The organism is Sphingobacterium thalpophilum, assembly GCF_901482695.1.
In the GTDB taxonomy this organism is placed as follows: domain Bacteria; phylum Bacteroidota; class Bacteroidia; order Sphingobacteriales; family Sphingobacteriaceae; genus Sphingobacterium; species Sphingobacterium thalpophilum.
Genome location: NZ_LR590484.1, coordinates 5,656,052 through 5,674,547, shown reverse-complemented (window position 1 = coordinate 5,674,547; position 18,496 = coordinate 5,656,052). Strand labels below are relative to the sequence as shown.

General features: G+C 44.2%; 19 protein-coding genes. 14 read left to right on the top strand and 5 right to left on the bottom strand.

Annotated elements, in window-relative coordinates; all coding sequences use genetic code 11:
* Positions 1–4 precede the first annotated feature (4 nt).
* The 6 genes from FGL37_RS24120 to FGL37_RS24095 all read left to right on the top strand — a co-directional run bounded on the left by FGL37_RS24120 (position 5) and on the right by FGL37_RS24095 (position 4,225).
* Positions 5–607 carry a DUF4199 domain-containing protein gene (locus FGL37_RS24120; RefSeq protein WP_051606469.1) on the top strand — a complete coding sequence of 201 codons (603 nt, stop codon included), beginning with the start codon at positions 5–7 and terminating at the stop codon, positions 605–607.
* Positions 608–704: 97 nt separating this feature from the next.
* Positions 705–1,655: a glycosyltransferase family 2 protein gene (locus FGL37_RS24115; RefSeq protein ID WP_028068499.1), complete on the top strand. Its 951-nt coding sequence runs from the start codon at positions 705–707 to the stop codon at positions 1,653–1,655.
* The gene (locus FGL37_RS24110) at positions 1,627–2,790 is read left to right on the top strand and encodes a glycosyltransferase (protein ID WP_197734506.1); all 1,164 of its coding nucleotides are present in this window, start codon (positions 1,627–1,629) and stop codon (positions 2,788–2,790) included. Before FGL37_RS24115 ends, FGL37_RS24110 begins: the two co-directional genes overlap by 29 nt.
* A 168-nt stretch (positions 2,791–2,958) precedes the next feature.
* Positions 2,959–3,228: a hypothetical protein gene (locus tag FGL37_RS24105; RefSeq protein ID WP_138097066.1), complete on the top strand. Its 270-nt coding sequence runs from the start codon at positions 2,959–2,961 to the stop codon at positions 3,226–3,228.
* Positions 3,225–3,989: an MBL fold metallo-hydrolase gene (locus FGL37_RS24100; protein WP_028068496.1), complete on the top strand. Its 765-nt coding sequence runs from the start codon at positions 3,225–3,227 to the stop codon at positions 3,987–3,989. Before FGL37_RS24105 ends, FGL37_RS24100 begins: the two co-directional genes overlap by 4 nt.
* A gap of 83 nt (positions 3,990–4,072) precedes the next feature.
* Positions 4,073–4,225: a lmo0937 family membrane protein gene (locus FGL37_RS24095; RefSeq protein WP_138097065.1), complete on the top strand. Its 153-nt coding sequence runs from the start codon at positions 4,073–4,075 to the stop codon at positions 4,223–4,225.
* On the opposite strand, the gene FGL37_RS24090 is transcribed toward FGL37_RS24095, so the two are convergent.
* Entirely contained in the window at positions 4,222–4,908 is a 687-nt protein-coding gene (locus FGL37_RS24090) for a 2-C-methyl-D-erythritol 4-phosphate cytidylyltransferase (protein ID WP_028068495.1), read from the bottom strand. The genes FGL37_RS24095 and FGL37_RS24090 overlap by 4 nt on opposite strands.
* Before the next feature lie 85 nt (positions 4,909–4,993).
* Positions 4,994–6,043 (bottom strand): tRNA preQ1(34) S-adenosylmethionine ribosyltransferase-isomerase QueA, encoded by a 1,050-nt coding sequence (gene queA, locus FGL37_RS24085; protein WP_028068494.1) that lies wholly within the window; start codon positions 6,041–6,043, stop codon positions 4,994–4,996.
* A 183-nt stretch (positions 6,044–6,226) separates the two neighbouring features.
* Between queA and FGL37_RS24080 the strand changes: the two genes are divergently transcribed.
* From FGL37_RS24080 to FGL37_RS24070, 3 genes are read left to right on the top strand one after another with little or no spacing between them, the layout of a single operon-like run.
* Entirely contained in the window at positions 6,227–7,471 is a 1,245-nt protein-coding gene (locus tag FGL37_RS24080) for an ABC transporter permease (protein WP_028068493.1), read from the top strand.
* Between the two features lie 8 nt (positions 7,472–7,479).
* Complete coding sequence (locus tag FGL37_RS24075; protein WP_081817770.1) at positions 7,480–8,187, top strand: DUF2306 domain-containing protein; 708 nt, start codon at positions 7,480–7,482, stop codon at positions 8,185–8,187.
* Between the two features lie 2 nt (positions 8,188–8,189).
* Entirely contained in the window at positions 8,190–9,110 is a 921-nt protein-coding gene (locus FGL37_RS24070; protein WP_028068492.1) for a YARHG domain-containing protein, read from the top strand.
* A gap of 80 nt (positions 9,111–9,190) precedes the next feature.
* Here the strand turns inward: FGL37_RS24070 and hisD are convergent, their stop codons facing one another.
* Entirely contained in the window at positions 9,191–10,486 is a 1,296-nt protein-coding gene (hisD, locus tag FGL37_RS24065) for a histidinol dehydrogenase (protein WP_028068491.1), read from the bottom strand.
* A gap of 20 nt (positions 10,487–10,506) precedes the next feature.
* A complete protein-coding gene (gene hisG / locus FGL37_RS24060) occupies positions 10,507–11,358 on the bottom strand; it encodes an ATP phosphoribosyltransferase (RefSeq protein ID WP_028068490.1) in 852 nt (283 codons plus the stop codon).
* A 512-nt stretch (positions 11,359–11,870) separates the two neighbouring features.
* Between hisG and FGL37_RS24055 the strand changes: the two genes are divergently transcribed.
* The 3 genes from FGL37_RS24055 (at position 11,871) to FGL37_RS24045 (ending at position 14,952) form a co-directional block, all read left to right on the top strand.
* On the top strand, positions 11,871–12,464 hold the full coding sequence (locus tag FGL37_RS24055) for a phosphatase PAP2 family protein (protein WP_028068489.1): 594 nt from the start codon (positions 11,871–11,873) through the stop codon (positions 12,462–12,464).
* A 26-nt stretch (positions 12,465–12,490) separates the two neighbouring features.
* The gene (locus tag FGL37_RS24050; protein WP_028068488.1) at positions 12,491–13,561 is read left to right on the top strand and encodes a Gfo/Idh/MocA family protein; all 1,071 of its coding nucleotides are present in this window, start codon (positions 12,491–12,493) and stop codon (positions 13,559–13,561) included.
* Between the two features lie 143 nt (positions 13,562–13,704).
* Complete coding sequence (locus FGL37_RS24045) at positions 13,705–14,952, top strand: WG repeat-containing protein (protein ID WP_037532141.1); 1,248 nt, start codon at positions 13,705–13,707, stop codon at positions 14,950–14,952.
* Positions 14,953–15,027: 75 nt separating this feature from the next.
* On the opposite strand, the gene FGL37_RS24040 is transcribed toward FGL37_RS24045, so the two are convergent.
* Complete coding sequence (locus tag FGL37_RS24040; RefSeq protein ID WP_028068486.1) at positions 15,028–15,651, bottom strand: 7-carboxy-7-deazaguanine synthase QueE; 624 nt, start codon at positions 15,649–15,651, stop codon at positions 15,028–15,030.
* 330 nt (positions 15,652–15,981) lie between these two features.
* On the opposite strand from FGL37_RS24040, the gene thrS reads away from it, so the two are divergent.
* Positions 15,982–17,907 carry a threonine--tRNA ligase gene (gene thrS, locus FGL37_RS24035; RefSeq protein WP_028068485.1) on the top strand — a complete coding sequence of 642 codons (1,926 nt, stop codon included), beginning with the start codon at positions 15,982–15,984 and terminating at the stop codon, positions 17,905–17,907.
* A gap of 11 nt (positions 17,908–17,918) precedes the next feature.
* Complete coding sequence (infC, locus tag FGL37_RS24030) at positions 17,919–18,479, top strand: translation initiation factor IF-3 (RefSeq protein WP_081817769.1); 561 nt, start codon at positions 17,919–17,921, stop codon at positions 18,477–18,479.
* Positions 18,480–18,496 lie beyond the last annotated feature (17 nt).

Sequence of the window (18,496 nt, the reverse complement as noted above, 5' to 3'; positions counted from 1 at the left end):
TGCCATGGTAGATTCAATCAACCCAAATCATGCTGGCTTCGATGCGGTCATCGATAAGAAGAGGAGTATAGTCTATGGTATAATACTAGGAGTTATTTCTTTTATTCTTGGTCTCGCGGTTCTCTTTGTCGTCAAAGACCAAGAGTCTTTTTGGGCAGTAATGTCCATGTCGTTTATCGTCAATACAGGGATTTTTATTATTATTGCAGCATTATTTTCTTTTGCACTTCGGAAAGCCTACGGCGGTTATTGGAGTTTTTCCATAGCATTGAAGTCCATCTTCATGATGCTGGCCATTTCAACCATTATCTCTACTATTGGAACCCAGATTTACGTAAATTTTATCAATCCAGAACTGCAGGAAAAAGTTGTGACACATACTATTAATGTGACCATTGACTATATGGAAAAAAACAATATACCCGATGAAGTAATCGACTCGAAAATCGCAGAATTGGAGAAACAGGTGGATTCAATCGGTAAAATTACGTTTGGACAGATTTTTAAAGGCTTGGCCATTACTTTGTTGTTTCAATTTGTCTTTGCCTTGATTTTGGCTGCATTGTCAAAAAGGGAAAGACTCGTGTATGCGCAAGATAACAAGTAGGAACAGGTAAATTAATATATATCATTAAGGTATTGCTGGAAAAGTAATACCTTTGTTCGTATTACAATAGTACATTTTTAGCATGATTAACATACACATGGATATTTCAGTTGTAGTTCCATTATTTAACGAGGAAGAGTCCCTGCCGGAGTTGACCGCCTGGATTGATCGTGTCATGACTGCCAATCACTTCTCGTATGAAGTCATTCTGGTAGATGATGGCAGCAAGGATAATTCATGGAAAATCATTGAACAGCTGAAGCTGCAGAACGGCAATATTTCGGCGATTAAATTCCGACGTAATTATGGAAAATCCGCTGCTTTAAATGTAGGATTTGCGGCTGCTCAGGGGGATGTCGTCATTACTATGGACGCAGATCTTCAGGATAGTCCTGACGAGATTCCGGAATTGTATGACCGCATTATGAATAAAGGCGCTGACCTGGTTTCGGGCTGGAAACAAAAACGTTATGATCCGTTGACCAAAACAATTCCGACGAAACTGTTCAACGGTGTGACCCGATCGATGTCGGGAATTCACAATTTACATGATTTCAATTGCGGTCTCAAAGCATACAAAAAGGAGGTCGTCAAAAATATAGAAGTATATGGTGAAATGCACCGGTATATTCCTGTCATAGCCAAGTGGGCAGGCTTTACCAATATTCAGGAGCAGATTGTGCAACATTATCCGCGCAAGTACGGCTCCACGAAATTTGGCCCCGGTCGTTTTATCAAGGGTTTTTTAGACCTACTTTCGATATTTTTCGTCGGAAAATTCTCTAAACGGCCTATGCACTTTTTTGGCGTCATGGGCGTGATTAGTTTTCTTGCGGGCCTTTTCATTTCGATTTATCTGATCTGTCATAAGTTGATGAGCATCGCTAATGGCACACCGTTTAGAGATATCACAGATCAGCCTTTGTTTTTCTTTGCGCTGACAGCGATTATCTTGGGAACACAATTGTTCCTGACCGGTTTTTTGGCGGAATTGGTCTCCAGGAGCAGCTCTGATCGAAATGAGTATCAGATCGAAAAAGTCATTTAATCGGCATATGCGTATTGTCATTTTAGGCTCTGCTTATCCGCTAAGAGGGGGGGGGATCGCTTCTTTCAACGAGCGGCTGGCATCCCATTTCCAAGCACAGGGCCATGAAGTCGATATCTATTCTTTTTCCTTGCAATATCCGAATTTTCTTTTTCCGGGCAAATCTCAGTACTCGGATGAGCCCCCGCCTGCGGGTTTGCACATCAGGACCAAAGTGAATTCCGTTAACCCGCTGAATTGGGTTAGGGTCGGAAGAGAACTAAAAAATGCTCGGTATGACCTGTTGATTGTCCGGTTTTGGATGCCTTTCTTTGGGCCCTGCTTGGGTACAATCCAACGTCAGGTAAAGAAAAACAAGCATACCCGGATAGTTTGTATCGCCGACAATATCATTCCGCACGAACAACGCTTTGGTGATACCTTGCTGATCCGTTATTTTTTGAAATCCGTCGATGCCTGTGTGACCATGAGCAAAAGTGTACTGGCTGATTTAAGGCGGCTAAGTCCGCATATGCCTGCAGTATACAGCCCACATCCGTTGTACGATAATTATGGAGCTCACCTGTCTAAAGCAGAGGCGCGCAAGCAGCTCCATATTCCCGAAAATGAAAAAGTCATTTTATTCTTTGGTTTTATCCGGCATTATAAAGGCTTGGATCTGCTGTTGGAAGCTTTGGCAGACGCCCGGGTTCGGCAGCTTCAGGTGAAACTGCTGCTGGCTGGAGAATTTTATGGCGATCCTGCACCTTACCGGGCAATTATCAGCAAGCATAATCTGGATGACGCCATTTTTATGCATACCGATTTTATTCCGAACCAAGAAGTGGGACGTTATTTTTCCGCAGCAGATTGTGTTGTGCTACCTTACCGAACAGCCACGCAGAGCGGAATTACCCAAGTTGCTTATCACTTCGATCTCCCCATGATCGTCAGCAATGTCGGGGGACTGCCCGAGCTCGTGGAAAGTGGCTACGTGGGATATGTGGTGGAGCCCAACGCAGAGGCTATTGCCAATGGAATTATGGACTTCTATACCCGTAACAAAGAGCAGCAATTCCGGACAAATATTATCGATGAAAAGAAAAAATATAGCTGGCAGACTTTCGGTAATGTAATTCTTAAGCTTGCTGAGTAATGACAAATCGTCCTCAGTTCATCGTTTGCTATTGAGTGATTCAGCGCATTTGCGTAATGAGTATGATGCAGGAGGGTTGCATTGGCAGGTTGATTAAATTTGTATTTGAAAGCAAATTTAGCTAAGTTTGGTTTACTGAGCTTGATATTTTAAAAGGAGGAAGATTTGTTGCCGTTTACACAAAGCAGTTTAGCAAAAATAGAAGAGTTTTTTAAGGAACAGGGATATAAAGTGAGGTATGAGAAGGGATCATTCCGTACCGGAGCCTGTATGTTGCAAGCGACCAAGGTCGTGGTTGTAAATAAGTTTTCTAACCTCGAGGTAAAGATCCAATCCTTGTGGAATATTCTGTTGGAAGTGGAAATTAATTCGGAAGCCATTTCCGAAGGACTCGTGCCAATATACGAAGAAGTACTGAAATCAAAGACAGCAGTTTGAGAGTAACATTTTTAGGAACCGGAACATCACAGGGTGTGCCTGTTATAGCATGCCAATGTCAAGTCTGCCAATCCATGGACAAGCGGGACAAGCGTTTACGTTCATCCATACTCCTGGAATATAACGATCACACCCTTGTCGTGGATACGGGGCCTGATTTCCGGTACCAGATGCTTCGGGAAAAGGTGACCCATCTGGATGCCGTGCTGATGACTCATTCCCACAAAGATCATATCGCGGGGTTGGACGATGTCAGAGCATTTAACTACCAGCAGCACTCGTCTATAGCCATCTACGGGACGTCTGATCTCCATCAGGCTTTAAAACGTGAGTTTTACTACGCATTTACAGACGTAAAATATCCAGGAGCACCGCGACTGGATTTGGAAGAGATCACGGCTGGAGAGTCTTTTCAGCTTTTCGGAAAAGATATCATGCCGATTGAGGTCATGCATTATAAAATGCCGGTAATCGGTTATAGAATTGATGACTTTGCCTATATCACCGATGCCAAGTTTGTTGGTGCGGCATCGAGGCGGCTTCTTGAGGGAGTGAAGGTGCTGGTCGTCAACGCTCTGCAGAAAGAGTCCCATATTTCACATTTTACACTTGAGGAGGCAATTGAGTTTGCACGTGATGTTCATGCTGAAAAGACCTACTTTACGCATATTGGACATCGGATGGGACTGCACGAAGTAGTCTCCCAAGAACTGCCTGCCTCCATGTTTTTGGCCTACGACAGACTGCAGCTCGAATTATAAGATTCTACTTATTGCAAAACTTTACTGTATTTCTCATTGTTATACCTAGTGTAAAACAGAATAAGGTATTAAATAATAAAAAAATGGGAAATTTATTGTACATCATTGCCGTCATCCTGGTCATTATCTGGGCAATCAGCTTTTTTGGAGGTTATGCAGGAGGTAATATCATCCACATCCTACTCGTCATCGCCATTATTGTCGTTTTGTTGCGTGTTATACGTGGTAATGCTTAATCTGGCAGGCTGAGATAAAACTGGGCAATTTGCAAGTCCTGGGGATAGGTGATTTTAATATTTTTGGGATCACCCTCAACGATGGCGACCGAATTGCCCATTTTTTCAACGACTGAAGCATCATCAGTAAATAAGGGGTCTTCTGGCTGGCAGTAGGCGTTGATCAGTAATTCCGCTTGAAAGACCTGCGGTGTCTGAACGAGCCAAACCTGATTTCTATCTAGTGCTTTACTGCTTCTAGGATTGCCTATGCGCACTGACTCCACGCTGGATTGAGCCAGTACAACTGCATGGTGCTGGTAGGCGCCATGAAAAGCACGGGCTATCAGTTCCGAAGAGATGATAGGCCGGGCGCCGTCGTGTACGGCAATGTAGTCATTATTCCCGATTTGAAAATGCTCCTGTATATATAGGATGCCGTTTCTGACACTTTCGAAGCGGCTTTTCCCGCCGTACACCAAGTGATACACTTCGTCAAACTGATTTTCCATACACAATGCTTTCCAAAACTCTTCCATCTCGCGGCTAATTACGAGAATAATCTCTGATACATCTTGGGATTGGGAAAACCGCTCTATGCTATGCATAAGCACAGGTCTTCCATTCAATTCAAGAAACTGCTTGGGAAGGCTGCTGTTCATGCGGCTTCCAGTGCCTGCAGCAACGATAACGACAAAGTTCATCGGATAGAAATTATAGTGTCTATGTAAAAAAACGTGGATAGTTTGTAGCTACCCACGTTCTGTTTTATTCCTTTGGAAAGTCTAATTATATAATCAGCATGGCATCACCATAGCTGTAAAATCTATATTTTTCCTTCACGGCAACTTCATAAGCGTTCATGACGTTTTCATAACCTGCAAAGGCCGCAATCATCACCAACAGGGTAGATTCGGGTGTGTGAAAGTTGGTGATCATCGAATTTGCAATACTGAAATCGTAGGGTGGATAGATAAATTTGCTCGTCCAGTCAGACGCCGGCTTTAAATGGTGGTCGGCAGAAACCGAAGATTCGATCGCACGCATGGAAGTGGTTCCTACGGCACAGACACGACGTTTGTTGTCGATAGCCTTATTCACGATTCTGGCAGCCTCTTCCGTAATAATAAACTGCTCGGAGTCCATCTTGTGTTTTGTCAGATCTTCTACCTCTACCGTACGGAAAGTACCGAGACCAACGTGAAGGGTGACTTCAGCAAAATCAACGCCTTTAAGTTCGAGACGTTTCATCAGTTCGCGTGAGAAGTGAAGGCCGGCAGTTGGTGCAGCCACAGCTCCTTCATTTTTGGCATAGATGGTTTGATAACGGAACTTATCTTCAGGCGTAGCCTTGCGCTTAATATACTTCGGCAGTGGAGTTTCGCCTAAAATTTCGATATTACGGCGGAATTCTTCGTCTGTACCATCAAATAAAAATCTGATCGTCCGGCCGCGGGAAGTAGTATTGTCAACAACTTCAGCTACCAGCAAATCATCATCACCGAAATATAACTTGTTGCCAACACGAATTTTACGTGCCGGATCCACTAGTACATCCCATAGACGAAGCTCGTTGTTCAATTCGCGTAACAAAAAAACCTCAATAGTCGCTCCAGTTTTTTCTTTATTGCCGTATAGACGTGCTGGAAAAACTTTCGTATTGTTCAATATCATGACGTCTTTGTCGTCAAAATAATCCAATACATCTTTGAAAATTTTGTGTTCTATTTTACCAGTATCCTTATGTAAGACCATCAGACGCGATTCGTCACGATTTTCAGAAGGTTCAGAAGCAAGTAGTGATTCTGGTAAGTTGAATTTAAATTGAGATAACTTCATCTTTAATGATATAATTTTAATGTCTACCTTTCAGTGCATTACAGTGCACCAAATACCAGGTTGCAAAAAGCATACAAAGTTATAACTTTTTTGGGTATGGAAAGGCGTTATTTCCAATTTGTAGATATATTTTTATTGATTTTGACATTAAATCAAAACTATCTCGTATTTTAGAATATAATTATGTTATTCCTTCGATTGATATTGGAAAGTTGTCAGTTTGCATTGTCAGCATTAAAGGACAACCGGACACGTACCATGCTCTCCTTGCTGGGCGTGACGATTGGTATTTTTACGATTATAGGTGTATTTTCAGCAGTGGATACCCTACGAAACAATATAGAGGAATCCGTGAAGAAAATAGGCAGCAAGACACTCTATATCGAAAAATGGCCATGGGACGGAGGTCCAAATTATCCTTGGTGGAAATACCTCAATCGGCCTGAGCCTACCTACAACAACTATCTTGATCTGAAAAACCGGATGACTACAGCCGAGTACATGGCCTATATGATCAATATCGGGAACACGACGATTAAATACAAAAACAATTCAGCGCAGGGATCTTCCGTGAATGCAGCGACCTATGAAAACCTGTATATACAGAATCTCAATATTGTCAATGGACGTTATTTTGCAGAAAGCGAATCCAGAGGTGGTGCGCTGGTGACGATTTTGGGAGCAAATATTGCTGAAGGCCTTTTTCCGAATGAGCAGCCGATCGGCAAGTATATCAGTATGCTTGGGAGAAAGGTACAGGTTATTGGGGTGCTAAAGAAAGAGGGGAATGGTGTGCTGATCAATACTTCTCCGGATGATACGGCTTTTATTCCGTTTGAACTTGCCCGCAATTTAGTGAATTACGACAACTTTTCTCCAAGTATCGCGATGTTAATCAAATCGAATTATACATTGGCGGAAGCCGAAAGTGAAGCGAAGACGCTGATGCGTTCGATCCGGCGTATTTCGCCACAACGTGAAGATAATTTTTCGATCAATCAAACAACGATGATCACCGGGGCGCTCGACCAGTTGTTTGGCATCATCAATCTCGCTGGTTTTTCAATCGGTATCTTTTCCATCCTCGTTGGCGGGTTTGGTATTGCCAATATCATGTTTGTGAGTGTTAAAGAACGTACGCATATCATCGGTATTCAAAAGGCATTGGGAGCCAAAAACTTCTTTATTTTATCCCAGTTTCTGATAGAATCCATTGTATTATGTCTGTTGGGCGGCGGCATTGGTCTTTTTGTTGTGTATTTTTTGGCCTTTATCGTGCAGGTGGCGACAGGGGTTGGCATTGTTGTCAGTCTCAAGATGGTGATCCTGACAGTTTCATTATCCACATTTATTGGTCTGATATCGGGTATTGTTCCTGCCTTGATGGCCTCGCGGCTGGACCCTGTCGAGGCGATCCGTAGTAAATAAACAGGGGGATGTTAAAGAAAGTTCGGTTTTCGGTTGTACAGGGCTTTTGGCTTTTGATCTTTGCCTACAGTGCGGCGTTGATGGCAGAGATTACATGGCGATACCGAAGCTTTGCACTGGATGCCAATTTTCTGATGATAAAGCAAAGCGAAATTGAGGCGCTCTGGTGGTATAAGTATGCATTTTATGTGCATGTATGTTCGGCCATATTAGCCCTTCCTGCCGGTTTTACCCAATTTAACCGTTATCTGCTCAAACGTTATCCCCGCTTGCACCGTGTTATTGGTTACAGTTATGTCCTGAGCATTTTAATGCTTGCGGCGCCTTCTGGACTATTGATTGGCGTGGTGGCCAATGGTGGTATACTGGCCATTATTTCTTTTGAACTGCTGGCGGTGGGCTGGTTTTATTTTACCTGGCAGGCAACTCGTTCGGCCTTTCGGAAAAACTTCAATGCGCATCGTGATTTTATGTTGCGCAGTTTCGCACTGACCTGCTCAGCCCTTACTTTGCGCTTCTGGAAAGTGATATTGATCTATTTCTTTCAGCCCAATCCTATGGATGTGTATCAGATTATTGCCTGGTTGGGCTGGGTACCAAATTTACTGCTTGTTGAACTAATTATTTATTTTAGAAATCGTGGCCGGCAGAGCGATCGCCCATTGGAAACGGTAACTCCTCCGCCTAGCGCCACTCGCTTTAGACAATTTATATAGCCATGAAAAAGAATTTCTATTTATTACTGCTGCTTGCGGCCGCAATGGGCTGTAAGGACCGGGCAAAACAACAAAGCATGGAGTCCGCTCCGAAAGCGCAGGATACCGTTGTTGTGGAACAGGAGGCTCATCAGGACCTCTACGGAAATTGGGTAGGCGATTTTTTGGTTGATGAAGAAAGCTTCGGAGACGAGGAATACCTCCCGTCGACAGATTATTCACCAAAGATCAACTTGACGATCAAGAAAATTACAGATAAAGGAAATGTATTTGGACAAAATGTGGTCAAAGGCAACCTGCGGCCGCTGACCGGTAAAGTTGAAGGTGAAGACAATTCGATACAGCTCTTGCTCGACGAGCCGGGGGATAAAAAATCAGATGGCCGGTTTGAGATCAAACGGAAAGGCGATACGTTGATCGGCAATTGGGTAGCTTACGATCAACAGGTCAAAATCAAAAAGAGACATTTTAAACTGCTTAAAAAGCAGTTTGCCTATAATCCTAACCTCATGCTCAATAAGCAGGACGATGAATACGGTACGCTGGTCGATTGGATCAATGCGAAACGGGAAGAAGCAACCGATCAGGATGGCGATTCAACATATACTTACGTCATGGAATACTATCGGTCGGCTTCTCCTGCGGTATTCAGTATTAACGCATCCAAACAGAAACTGACGGAGAAGGATGTGAAAAATCTCAAAAAACTGGATTTAGAAATTATCCGCAATACGATTTTCGCCAGGCACGGTTATGCTTTTACGAAACCCAGTATCCGCCAGTTTTTTGACCCTGTGGATTGGTACGTGCCGGTTTCTAAGGATGTGAGTGGGGCATTAAGCCAGCTTGAAAAAGATAATATCGCACTATTGACCAGATTTGAGAAATATGCTACTGACAATTATGATACCTTTGGAAGATAGGCTGTGATGGCTCTCACTTAGGCAATGTAAAAAAGTCGGTTTATAACGAAACCGACTTTTTTACATTAGCGAAGTATCCATCAGTTAGTCTCGCTTTTCCGGATACTGATCGCATTTTTATGTGCCTGTAAGCCTTCTAGCTCGGCGAGAATTTCCACCGTGGAGCCGATCTGCTGGAGACCCGTTTCATTGATATGCTGAAAGGTAATTTTCTTCACAAAGGAATCCACGGACACCCCTGAGTACGAGCGGGCATAGCCCGATGTCGGTAGGGTATGATTGGTTCCGGAAGCATAGTCCCCAGCGCTTTCCGGCGTCAGGTGCCCTAAGAATACAGAGCCGGCATTGCTGATGTACCGGGTCAGAGACTCCCATTGATCCGTTTCCAGGATAAGATGTTCAGGAGCGTATTCATTGGAAAACTGCATGGCTTCTTCAAGGTTGGCTACGACCACCGCATAGGAGTTTTCCATTGCTTTCGCTGCGAGCGCTTTCCGCGGCAGGACCTCCAGTTGGCTGGCGAGTTCTGCATTGACCCGATCCACGATTTCAGAGGAGGTAGCGACTAATACTGCTTGACTGTCAACACCATGCTCAGCCTGCGCCAGTAGATCCGCAGCCACAAAAGCAGCTGTGGCGGATCCGTCGGCGATAACAAGTACTTCTGAGGGGCCAGCAGGCATATCTATGCTGCAGTTGGTCAATCCTTGTATAAGGGACTTGGCTTTGGTGACAAATTGGTTGCCCGGACCGAATATTTTGTCAACTTTTGGAATCGTCTGCGTGCCGAAAGCCATGGCTGCCACAGCTTGTGCTCCGCCGACCAAATAAATCCGGTTGATTTTGAGCAGCTTTAAGCAGTAGGCTACAAATCCGTTGATTTTTCCGTTAGCCTGAGGCGGTGAGCAGACTACAATCTCTTTGCAGCCAGCGATTTTGGCTGGTATGCCTAGCATCAGTAGGGTAGAGGGCAATACTGCCGAGCCGCCAGGAATATAAAGTCCTACTTTTTCTATGGGGCGTATTTCGCGCCAGCATTTTACGCCGGGCATGGTTTCTACCGCGCGCTCGCGCTTTAATTGTATACTGTGGAAACGGTGAATGTTCTGGAAAGCGATTTCCAGGGCACGCTGTTGGTCCCGGTGGATGGTCGATGCCAGTTCGTCAATATCCTGCTCGTCCAGATAGAGCTTGTCAAGTTGAACTTTGTCAAATTTAGCCGCGTAGTCACGTAAAATAGAGTCTCCTTGTTTCTGCACCTGCTGGATGATATCGTGGACCACTTCTTGGATGGTATTGTTCGGATCTGTGTTTCGCGCAGTCAAGCGCTGTAGATCTTCTCGTCCTAGGGATCCGTAGTCGTATGTTGTTAACATGATAGTTTGCGCATCAAGTATTATAAAATAATTTTTTCGATCGGCATCACAACGATACCCTGAGCCCCCTCAGCCTTTAGTTTATTGATCTTATCCCAGAAATCGTCTTCTGTAATCACGGTATGTACGGCTACCCAGCCTTCTTCTGCAAGCGGCACCACCGTCGGACTTTTGACACCGTGCAATAGGGAAGTAATGGCCGGTAAGTTTTTCTTTTCGACATTCAGCACCACGTATTTTGTTTCTTTTGCTAAGAGGACGGATTCAATACGCTGGACCAGTTCGGTCAGAATCTCATTGCCTTCCAGTCCTTTTCGGCCCACTAGGATAGCTTCAGAAGTTTTTACATCAGCAAAAGGCTTAAGACCGTTGCTTTTCAATGTTCCGCCGGTCGAAACGATATCACATATGGCATCACTGAGGCCCAGACCGGGAGATATTTCAACGGAGCCCGATATCAGCCGGATGTCCGCCTCAATATTATACGCAGTCAGGAAGTTTCTGAGAATATTTGGGTAGGAAGTCGCGATGGCTTTGCCGTTTAGATCCCGGAGATCTTCGATGCTGCTGTCTTTGGGAATAGCGAGTTTCAGCGTACATTTGCCAAATCCCAGCCGTTTGAGGTACTCCACTTTGGATTCTGTTTCGTCAATAATATTTTCACCGACGATGCCGAGGTCTGCGATTCCCTGTTCGACATATCCGGGGATATCGTCATCTCTCAGAAATAAAATTTCGAGCGGAAAATTTCCCACAGTGGTAATGAGGGAGCTTTTGTAGTTCTCGAAATCCAAACCACAGTTTTTCAGTAATTGAACAGATTTTTCGTTTAACCTACCCGATTTTTGGATAGCAATTTTAAGATTTTTCAACGCTTTATAAATGTTAGCAGTAAATTATTAATAATAAGAAATCAAACAGAAGGGAAGGTATTCTACGTAAGAACACATTAAATTAACATATCGCCGCAATGGCGATGATGCAAATGAAAATGATGTACGTAGGTATAGACCATGTTTGTATTAATAACTGGAAGCAAATGTATACTAAATTAATGGGAAATGCAACAATAGTATGTTAAAATATGCAAGTTCCTTCATTTACGTGGACACAGTGAAACGATCGTGGATGCATGGGATTGTCAAGGGATGAAGGCAAGAAAGTTGAAATAAGGAATGACAAAGCTAGAAAATTGTTTATTTTTAAGAATTGTTAATTCAAATCTGAAATACGACGTGCGCATGTTTCGACGTGCGCATGTTTCAAGGCCTCAGTCGTGGCGGCATTACGTTTGAAAGCAAGGAAACGCAGATAGCCTGCTGAGCGGCTGACAGCAGGCCGTTAATTCAATTTAGCAAGGCATGAACCAAATTGTTTAATGGGTATGAAAAAAATAGTGTTTTTTGTAATCTGCTGGATGAGCAGTCTGAATATGGTCTTCTGGGCGCAAGCACAGACGGCATCCACACTGGACATCCGGATTCTGGAATCCATTGCCGAAACGCGGACGCCACCGCAAACCCAGACATTCAAGGTGCTGTCGGATATCAATAACTATGTACAGGTGGCGGTGCCCGTGGGCCTGCTGGTCGCTGGTGCAGTCAATAATGACAAAGTGATGCGACAGAATGCGCTTTATGTGGCAAGCAGTACAGCTGTAACGGCTCTGGTTAATGTCGGGATAAAACATTTGATCAAACGGAGCCGGCCGTTCAGAAAGTACCCAAATTTTATCTCCGTCCGTACGGCCAGCGGCTATTCGTTTCCGTCCGGTCATACCTCGTCCGCGTTTGCCACGGCCTCAGCCTTATCCCGTGCCTATCCAAAATGGTATGTCGTTGGGCCATCACTCCTCTGGGCGGGCAGTGTGGGTTATTCCAGAATGTATCTTGGTGTGCACTATCCGACAGATGTACTGGCTGGTGCTGTTTTAGGCAGCGGATCGGCATTTGCGCTCGACGGGTTAAGGAAAAAATAAGATGTAAATAAATTTAAAACTAAACAATGAAACTGATCAGAATATTAGTGGTCGGCTGCGGCAATATGGGTGCTTCTCATGCCAGAGCGTATCACGAACTGGAAGGCTTTGAGATCGTAGGTCTTGTGGCAAGAGGAGCGAGTAAAAAGAAGCTCAATCAGGATTTGGGAGCAGACTATGCACTTTTTGATGCGTATGAGGAAGCGCTGGCACAAACAAGCCCGGATGCGGTCTGTATTGCCACCTATCCGGACACTCATAAAGACTACGCGATCAAGGCTTTTGAAGCCGGAGCCCATGTGTTTATCGAGAAGCCGCTGGCGGAAGATGTTGCCGGAGCCCGTGAAGTGGTTGACGCTGCAGTGAAGCATAATAAAAAACTTGTGGTAGGCTATATCCTTCGATATCACCCTTCATGGATCAAGTTTATCCAGCTTTCGCGGTCGCTCGGAAAGCCACTGGTTATGCGGATGAATTTAAACCAGCAAAGCCATGGCTATATGTGGGATGTGCATCGTAATCTGATGTCCAGCCTAAGTCCTATTGTCGATTGCGGGGTTCATTATATTGACGTGATGTGCCAGATGGTGGGTGCCAAACCCGTGCGGGTTTCGGCTATCGGCGCCCGTCTGACGGAAGATATTCCATCGTGGAACTACAATTATGGTCAGCTTCAACTGCATTTTGAGGATGGTTCGGTCGGCTGGTATGAGGCCGGATGGGGCCCCATGGTCAGTCAGAACGCTTTCTTTGTAAAAGATGTTTTCGGACCAAAAGGTGCTGTGTCCATTGTGGCAGACAAGGCAAGTGATGAAGGTAAATCCGATTCGGTAGCGGCACATACACAGACTGAGAGTTTGCGCGTACATTATGCTGAGGTAGATGGAAACAATGAATTCGTGCGGGAAGACGAATGGATCAACTTATCCGACGAGCCGGATCACCAGGAGCTATGCAATCGCGAACAGCGTTTTTTCCGGCAGGCGATCTTGGAGAATGTGGATCTGTCCTCTTCGATGGAAGATGCCATTAACAGTCTACACATTGCTTTAGCCTGCGATGAGGCCGTAAAAACAAAACAGACTGTTGTGCTGTAAACATTACAGCTGATGCCGGGTAAAGCTGATGCCCCAGATTCGGTAAAAATTTAGAAAACAAAAATCAATTAAATAAAAAATATAGATGAAAGATAGGCTTTTTGGTCTATCTTTTGTTATTTAGCTTCATATTTAGCATGCATATGAACAATTTAGTCAGCGTAATTTTGGTGTTTGGGTTATCAACTTCCCTTGTGTATGGACAGGACAAACAATGGCAGATGGAACTGGTGTTTAAAGGTGAAATTTCGCCGGAGAAGTTTGAATCTGAGATTCCCGAATTCGCAAAGGAATTTTATGAGCCCTTTTTAAAAGGCAAGACAGCTTATAAGAATGTGGAGGTATTAGCGGATGCGGCACATTCGTCGGCTGTCATTAATCAAAAAGAACATGCTATTTTAAACAGAAAACTCGGTAAGACCTATTCGTTTTCCGTTGGTGACGATATCGTGACGGCAGAGTCTTATCATCCTTCCTATCAAGTGGTCAGCAGCAAGTTAAAAGAACCGGCAGGACCATATGTGCTGTTGCAGGATATGGGCGAGATTGAAGATGTTGCTGGAGTGACCTGTAAAAAAGCCAAGTTGCTGATCAAAAACCAGGCGGATTCGGCTGAAGCAACAGTGTGGTACTCTGAAGCTGTACCGACCTATTACCTGACCGCTTTTTCTTTCGTAAATGACCTCCCCGGTGCTGTGCTCAAGCTGTCGCTTGGACAACAAAAAGACCTGGGGTTCGAAACAACAAAGATCGCCAGTGTATCTGGGGCAAAAGGTTTTCAATTACCCCAGAATGCCAAGGTAGTGGATATTTCAGGTGGCCTCCCAGCCGAAGGAACCGAGGATGTGAGCCTGTTCGAAGATACGTTTCCGCTGGATAAGTCGCTACAATGGATGGTTGTAAAAGATAAAGAAACCAATGACGAGTATTACGGGATAAAGGATCTGTCCGGGAAAGAAGTGCTGCCCTGCGCGCTTTTTTCGCTCGCGTATTTCAATGAGCAGGTAGCTATTGTATCGGATAAGGATAATTATTTTTGGTTACTGGATAAGCAAGGAAATAAAATTAATAAGGCCGGCTTTGACTGGCTTACCCCCGCGAATGAACGGTTGGTGATCTTCCAGAAAGATGGTGCTTTTGGACTGGTGAATAGTGAGGGCAAGGTTCTGCTGGATAAAAAGGAGAATATCAGCAAATTTTTAAACGATTATTTGATCTTTGCTGAAGATGGTAAGGTCGGCTTGTTAGATGATAGTGGAAAGATAATTATTCCCGCAAGCTTGGCATTTCTGGATGTAGATGGACAAGGTAAGGTGTTGGTGAAGGACAAGGAAGAAGACGAAACACAGACGTTGGAGCTGGAAGATTTTATCAAGGCCTATGTCAAGTAAGTACACTGATAAAAAAAGAAAAAGAGAGCATTTTATAAAACTGCTCTCTTTTTCTTTTTTTATCATGGCTGGTGATTATGGAATATTTAAGTACTTGTGCGTCTGTAAAGAGATATCCCACTTGGGGTTTTCTTTGACATAATCTATGATGAGCGGCGTCATCTCTTTCGACTTGGACCATTCCGGTTGCAGGTATAGTCTACAGTCGGGACCGACCAGCTGGGCATATTGTTCACCCCAGGCAAAATCACTTTTGTTGAAAACAATGACTTTTAATTCTCCGGCAGCGTCGAGTACATCCTTTCTTGGAGCCTTGAATTTTTTCGGTGACAGACATATCCAGTCCCACTCCCCACTTAATGGATAAGCGCCGGATGTTTCGATAAACGTTTTGATACCGGCGACGTGCAGTCCTTTGGTCAGATAATCCAGATTATAGATAAGTGGCTCACCACCGGTAATGACCACTGTTTTCGCCGGATATTTTTTAGCATTTTCAATGATAGCATCTGCTGCTGTCAGGGGATGAATAGAAGCATCCCAACTTTCCTTTACGTCGCACCAATGGCAACCCACGTCACAGCCGCCCAGCCGTATGAAATAAGCGGCCGTCCCGGTGTGATATCCTTCTCCTTGGATGGTGTAGAACTCTTCCATCAAAGGCAATCGTGTTCCGTCTTCAGGTACTTGATTCGACATAGTTCAAATTTGAGTCTGCAAAGGTAGCAATTATTACTGATAAGCTCAATTCCAGCTGTTCATTTGACTGTATTTCCTGTCATCTTAATGTTATTATCATGCTTGCGCCCGCCAATCTTACTCATCCTTATTTCTTCAGCCCGCTGCTCGTTATAGTAGGCATTGCCCACTATAACGAGTAGAGCGAAAGATCATAAATGGGCTGCTTATTGTCAGAATTTTTGCTAAATTTGTGTTACAATTTATTTATTGAAAACATAAGTGTAATAACATAATTGTACATGTTGTTTTGTGTTTTCTTTTTTTAACAATATAAGATCATAGTTGTAAATGATTAAAATTACACTACCTGATGGTTCCGTAAGAACGTATCAAAAGGGAATCACTGCAGCGGAGATCGCGTTGTCGATCTCTGAGGGGCTAGCAAGGAATGTGCTGGCTGCCGAAGTAAATGGTGAAGTATGGGATTCATCCCGTGCGATTGAAGAAGATGCGACGGTCAAGTTGCTGACCTGGAACGACGCGAAAGGAAAATCGACCTTCTGGCATTCTTCTGCGCACTTGTTGGCCGAGGCCCTGGAAGCATTATATCCGGGAATTAAATTCGGTATTGGTCCGTCGATTGAGACAGGCTTTTACTACGATGTGGATTTTGGTGACCGCGAGTTTTCCTCAGATGACTTCAAAGCGATTGAGGACAAAATGCTGGAGCTGGCCAAGCGCAAAGAAACATTTGAACGCAAAGCTGTGTCCAAGGCAGAGGCTTTGGCTTATTTTACCGAAAAGGGAGATGAGTATAAGCTGGATCTGATCAAAGATCTGGAAGATGGCAAGATCACTTTCTATACACAGGGAGACTTTACGGACTTATGCCGTGGCCCTCATATTCCCAACACGGGATTTATCAAAGCCATAAAGCTCACCAATGTAGCTGGGGCATATTGGAGAGGGGATGAAACCCGTAAGCAATTGACCCGAATTTATGGAGTTACTTTCCCCAAGGCATCGGAACTGACAGAATACCTAAAGTTTATTGAGGAAGCGAAAAAACGCGATCACCGTAAACTGGGCAAAGAGCTGGAGCTTTTTGCTTTTTCGGAGAAAGTGGGGGCAGGTTTGCCGTTATGGTTGCCAAAGGGAGCGGCGCTGCGTCAAAAGCTTATTGATTTTTTGCAAAGAGCGCAGTTAAAGTCGGGTTATGAGCCAGTGGTAACACCACATATAGGTCACAAACAGCTATACGTTACTTCAGGCCACTACGAAAAATATGGTGCAGACTCTTTTCAGCCGATCAAAACGCCCATCGAAGGCGAAGAATTTTTGCTGAAGCCGATGAATTGTCCGCATCACTGTGAGATATATAAAGTGAAACCGCGTTCGTACAAAGATTTGCCGGTACGTTTTGCTGAATTCGGTACAGTGTATCGTTACGAGCAGTCGGGAGAACTTCATGGTTTGACTCGGGTAAGAGGATTTACGCAGGATGATGCTCACTTGTTCTGCCGTCCGGATCAGGTGAAAGATGAGTTTAAGAAAGTCATTGATCTTGTGCTTTATGTATTTGGCGCACTGGGATTCAACGATTATACGGCACAGGTCTCGCTGCGTGATCCGGAGAACCGCACGAAATATATCGGTACTGATGAAAACTGGGCCTTGGCCGAAGCTGCTATCATTGAAGCCGCAGAAGAAAAAGGATTACCAACAGTCGTCGAGTACGGTGAGGCGGCTTTTTATGGACCAAAACTGGATTTCATGGTCAAAGATGCCCTTGGACGCAAATGGCAGCTGGGTACTATCCAAGTGGATTACAACCTACCTGAACGATTCGAGTTAGAATATACAGGAAGTGACAACATGAAACATCGCCCCGTGATGATCCACCGTGCACCGTTCGGGTCTTTGGAACGTTTTGTGGCTGTATTGATTGAGCATTGTGCAGGGCAATTTCCGTTATGGCTTGCGCCTGAGCAGTTTATCGTCTTGCCAGTGTCAGAAAAGTATGAAGAATATGCGCAAAATGTTTTGAATTCGCTAAATAATTCCGATATTCGCGGACTGATAGACTTACGTGACGAGAAGGTGGGCAGAAAAATCAGAGACGCCGAAGTGAAAAAGCTTCCTTATATGTTGATTGTAGGGGAAAAAGAGGTGGAAAATGGCACAGTTTCTGTACGTAAACATGGTTCAGTAGAATTAGGAACTATGACTGCTGACGAATTTAGAGATATATTAATTAAGGAAATAACCGTTTAATTTTTAAACATTTGGCATTAAAAAGACCCGGTGGTCCAAGACCACCAATGAGAAAGAAAGAACCAGATCACCGCATTAATGAATTGATCAAGGTGCCGGAAGTGCGCTTGGTGGGAGATAATGTGGAGCAAGGAGTTTACCCTACGCGTAAAGCGCTAGAGTTGGCTGATGAATTGGAACTTGATTTAGTGGAGATTTCGCCAAATGCTGTACCGCCGGTTTGTAAGATTATCGACTACAGTAAGTTTGTTTACGAACAGAAGAAGAAACAAAAGGAAATCAAAGCTAATGCAAAACAGACTGTTATCAAAGAAATTCGTTTCGGACCTAACTCTGGTGACCATGATTTTGATTTTAAACTGAAACATGCGATCAAGTTTCTGGAAAATGGCGAAAAAGTTCGCGCTTACGTACACTTTAAAGGTCGTGCTATTGTGCACAAAGATCAAGGTGAGATCCTGTTGCTGCGTTTTGCACAGGCCCTGGAAGATTACGGTAAGGTGGAGCTGTTACCCAAATTGGAAGGAAAGCGTATGTTTTTGACGGTAGCGCCAAAGGCACCAAAAAAATAATAAAGATTCTAACAGAT

What these genes read in the sequence shown, in the direction of transcription:
- FGL37_RS24120 (WP_051606469.1), top strand. Translation starts at nt 5, where the DNA reads ATGGTAGATTCAATCAACCCAAATCATGCTGGCTTCGATGCGGTCATC.
- FGL37_RS24115 (WP_028068499.1), top strand. Translation starts at nt 705, where the DNA reads ATGGATATTTCAGTTGTAGTTCCATTATTTAACGAGGAAGAGTCCCTG.
- FGL37_RS24110 (WP_197734506.1), top strand. Translation starts at nt 1,627, where the DNA reads ATGAGTATCAGATCGAAAAAGTCATTTAATCGGCATATGCGTATTGTC.
- FGL37_RS24095 (WP_138097065.1), top strand. Translation starts at nt 4,073, where the DNA reads ATGGGAAATTTATTGTACATCATTGCCGTCATCCTGGTCATTATCTGG.
- FGL37_RS24090 (WP_028068495.1), bottom strand. Translation starts at nt 4,908, where the DNA reads ATGAACTTTGTCGTTATCGTTGCTGCAGGCACTGGAAGCCGCATGAAC.
- queA (WP_028068494.1), bottom strand. Translation starts at nt 6,043, where the DNA reads ATGAAGTTATCTCAATTTAAATTCAACTTACCAGAATCACTACTTGCT.
- FGL37_RS24080 (WP_028068493.1), top strand. Translation starts at nt 6,227, where the DNA reads ATGTTATTCCTTCGATTGATATTGGAAAGTTGTCAGTTTGCATTGTCA.
- FGL37_RS24075 (WP_081817770.1), top strand. Translation starts at nt 7,480, where the DNA reads ATGTTAAAGAAAGTTCGGTTTTCGGTTGTACAGGGCTTTTGGCTTTTG.
- FGL37_RS24070 (WP_028068492.1), top strand. Translation starts at nt 8,190, where the DNA reads ATGAAAAAGAATTTCTATTTATTACTGCTGCTTGCGGCCGCAATGGGC.
- hisD (WP_028068491.1), bottom strand. Translation starts at nt 10,486, where the DNA reads ATGTTAACAACATACGACTACGGATCCCTAGGACGAGAAGATCTACAG.
- FGL37_RS24055 (WP_028068489.1), top strand. Translation starts at nt 11,871, where the DNA reads ATGAAAAAAATAGTGTTTTTTGTAATCTGCTGGATGAGCAGTCTGAAT.
- FGL37_RS24050 (WP_028068488.1), top strand. Translation starts at nt 12,491, where the DNA reads ATGAAACTGATCAGAATATTAGTGGTCGGCTGCGGCAATATGGGTGCT.
- FGL37_RS24045 (WP_037532141.1), top strand. Translation starts at nt 13,705, where the DNA reads ATGAACAATTTAGTCAGCGTAATTTTGGTGTTTGGGTTATCAACTTCC.
- FGL37_RS24040 (WP_028068486.1), bottom strand. Translation starts at nt 15,651, where the DNA reads ATGTCGAATCAAGTACCTGAAGACGGAACACGATTGCCTTTGATGGAA.
- thrS (WP_028068485.1), top strand. Translation starts at nt 15,982, where the DNA reads ATGATTAAAATTACACTACCTGATGGTTCCGTAAGAACGTATCAAAAG.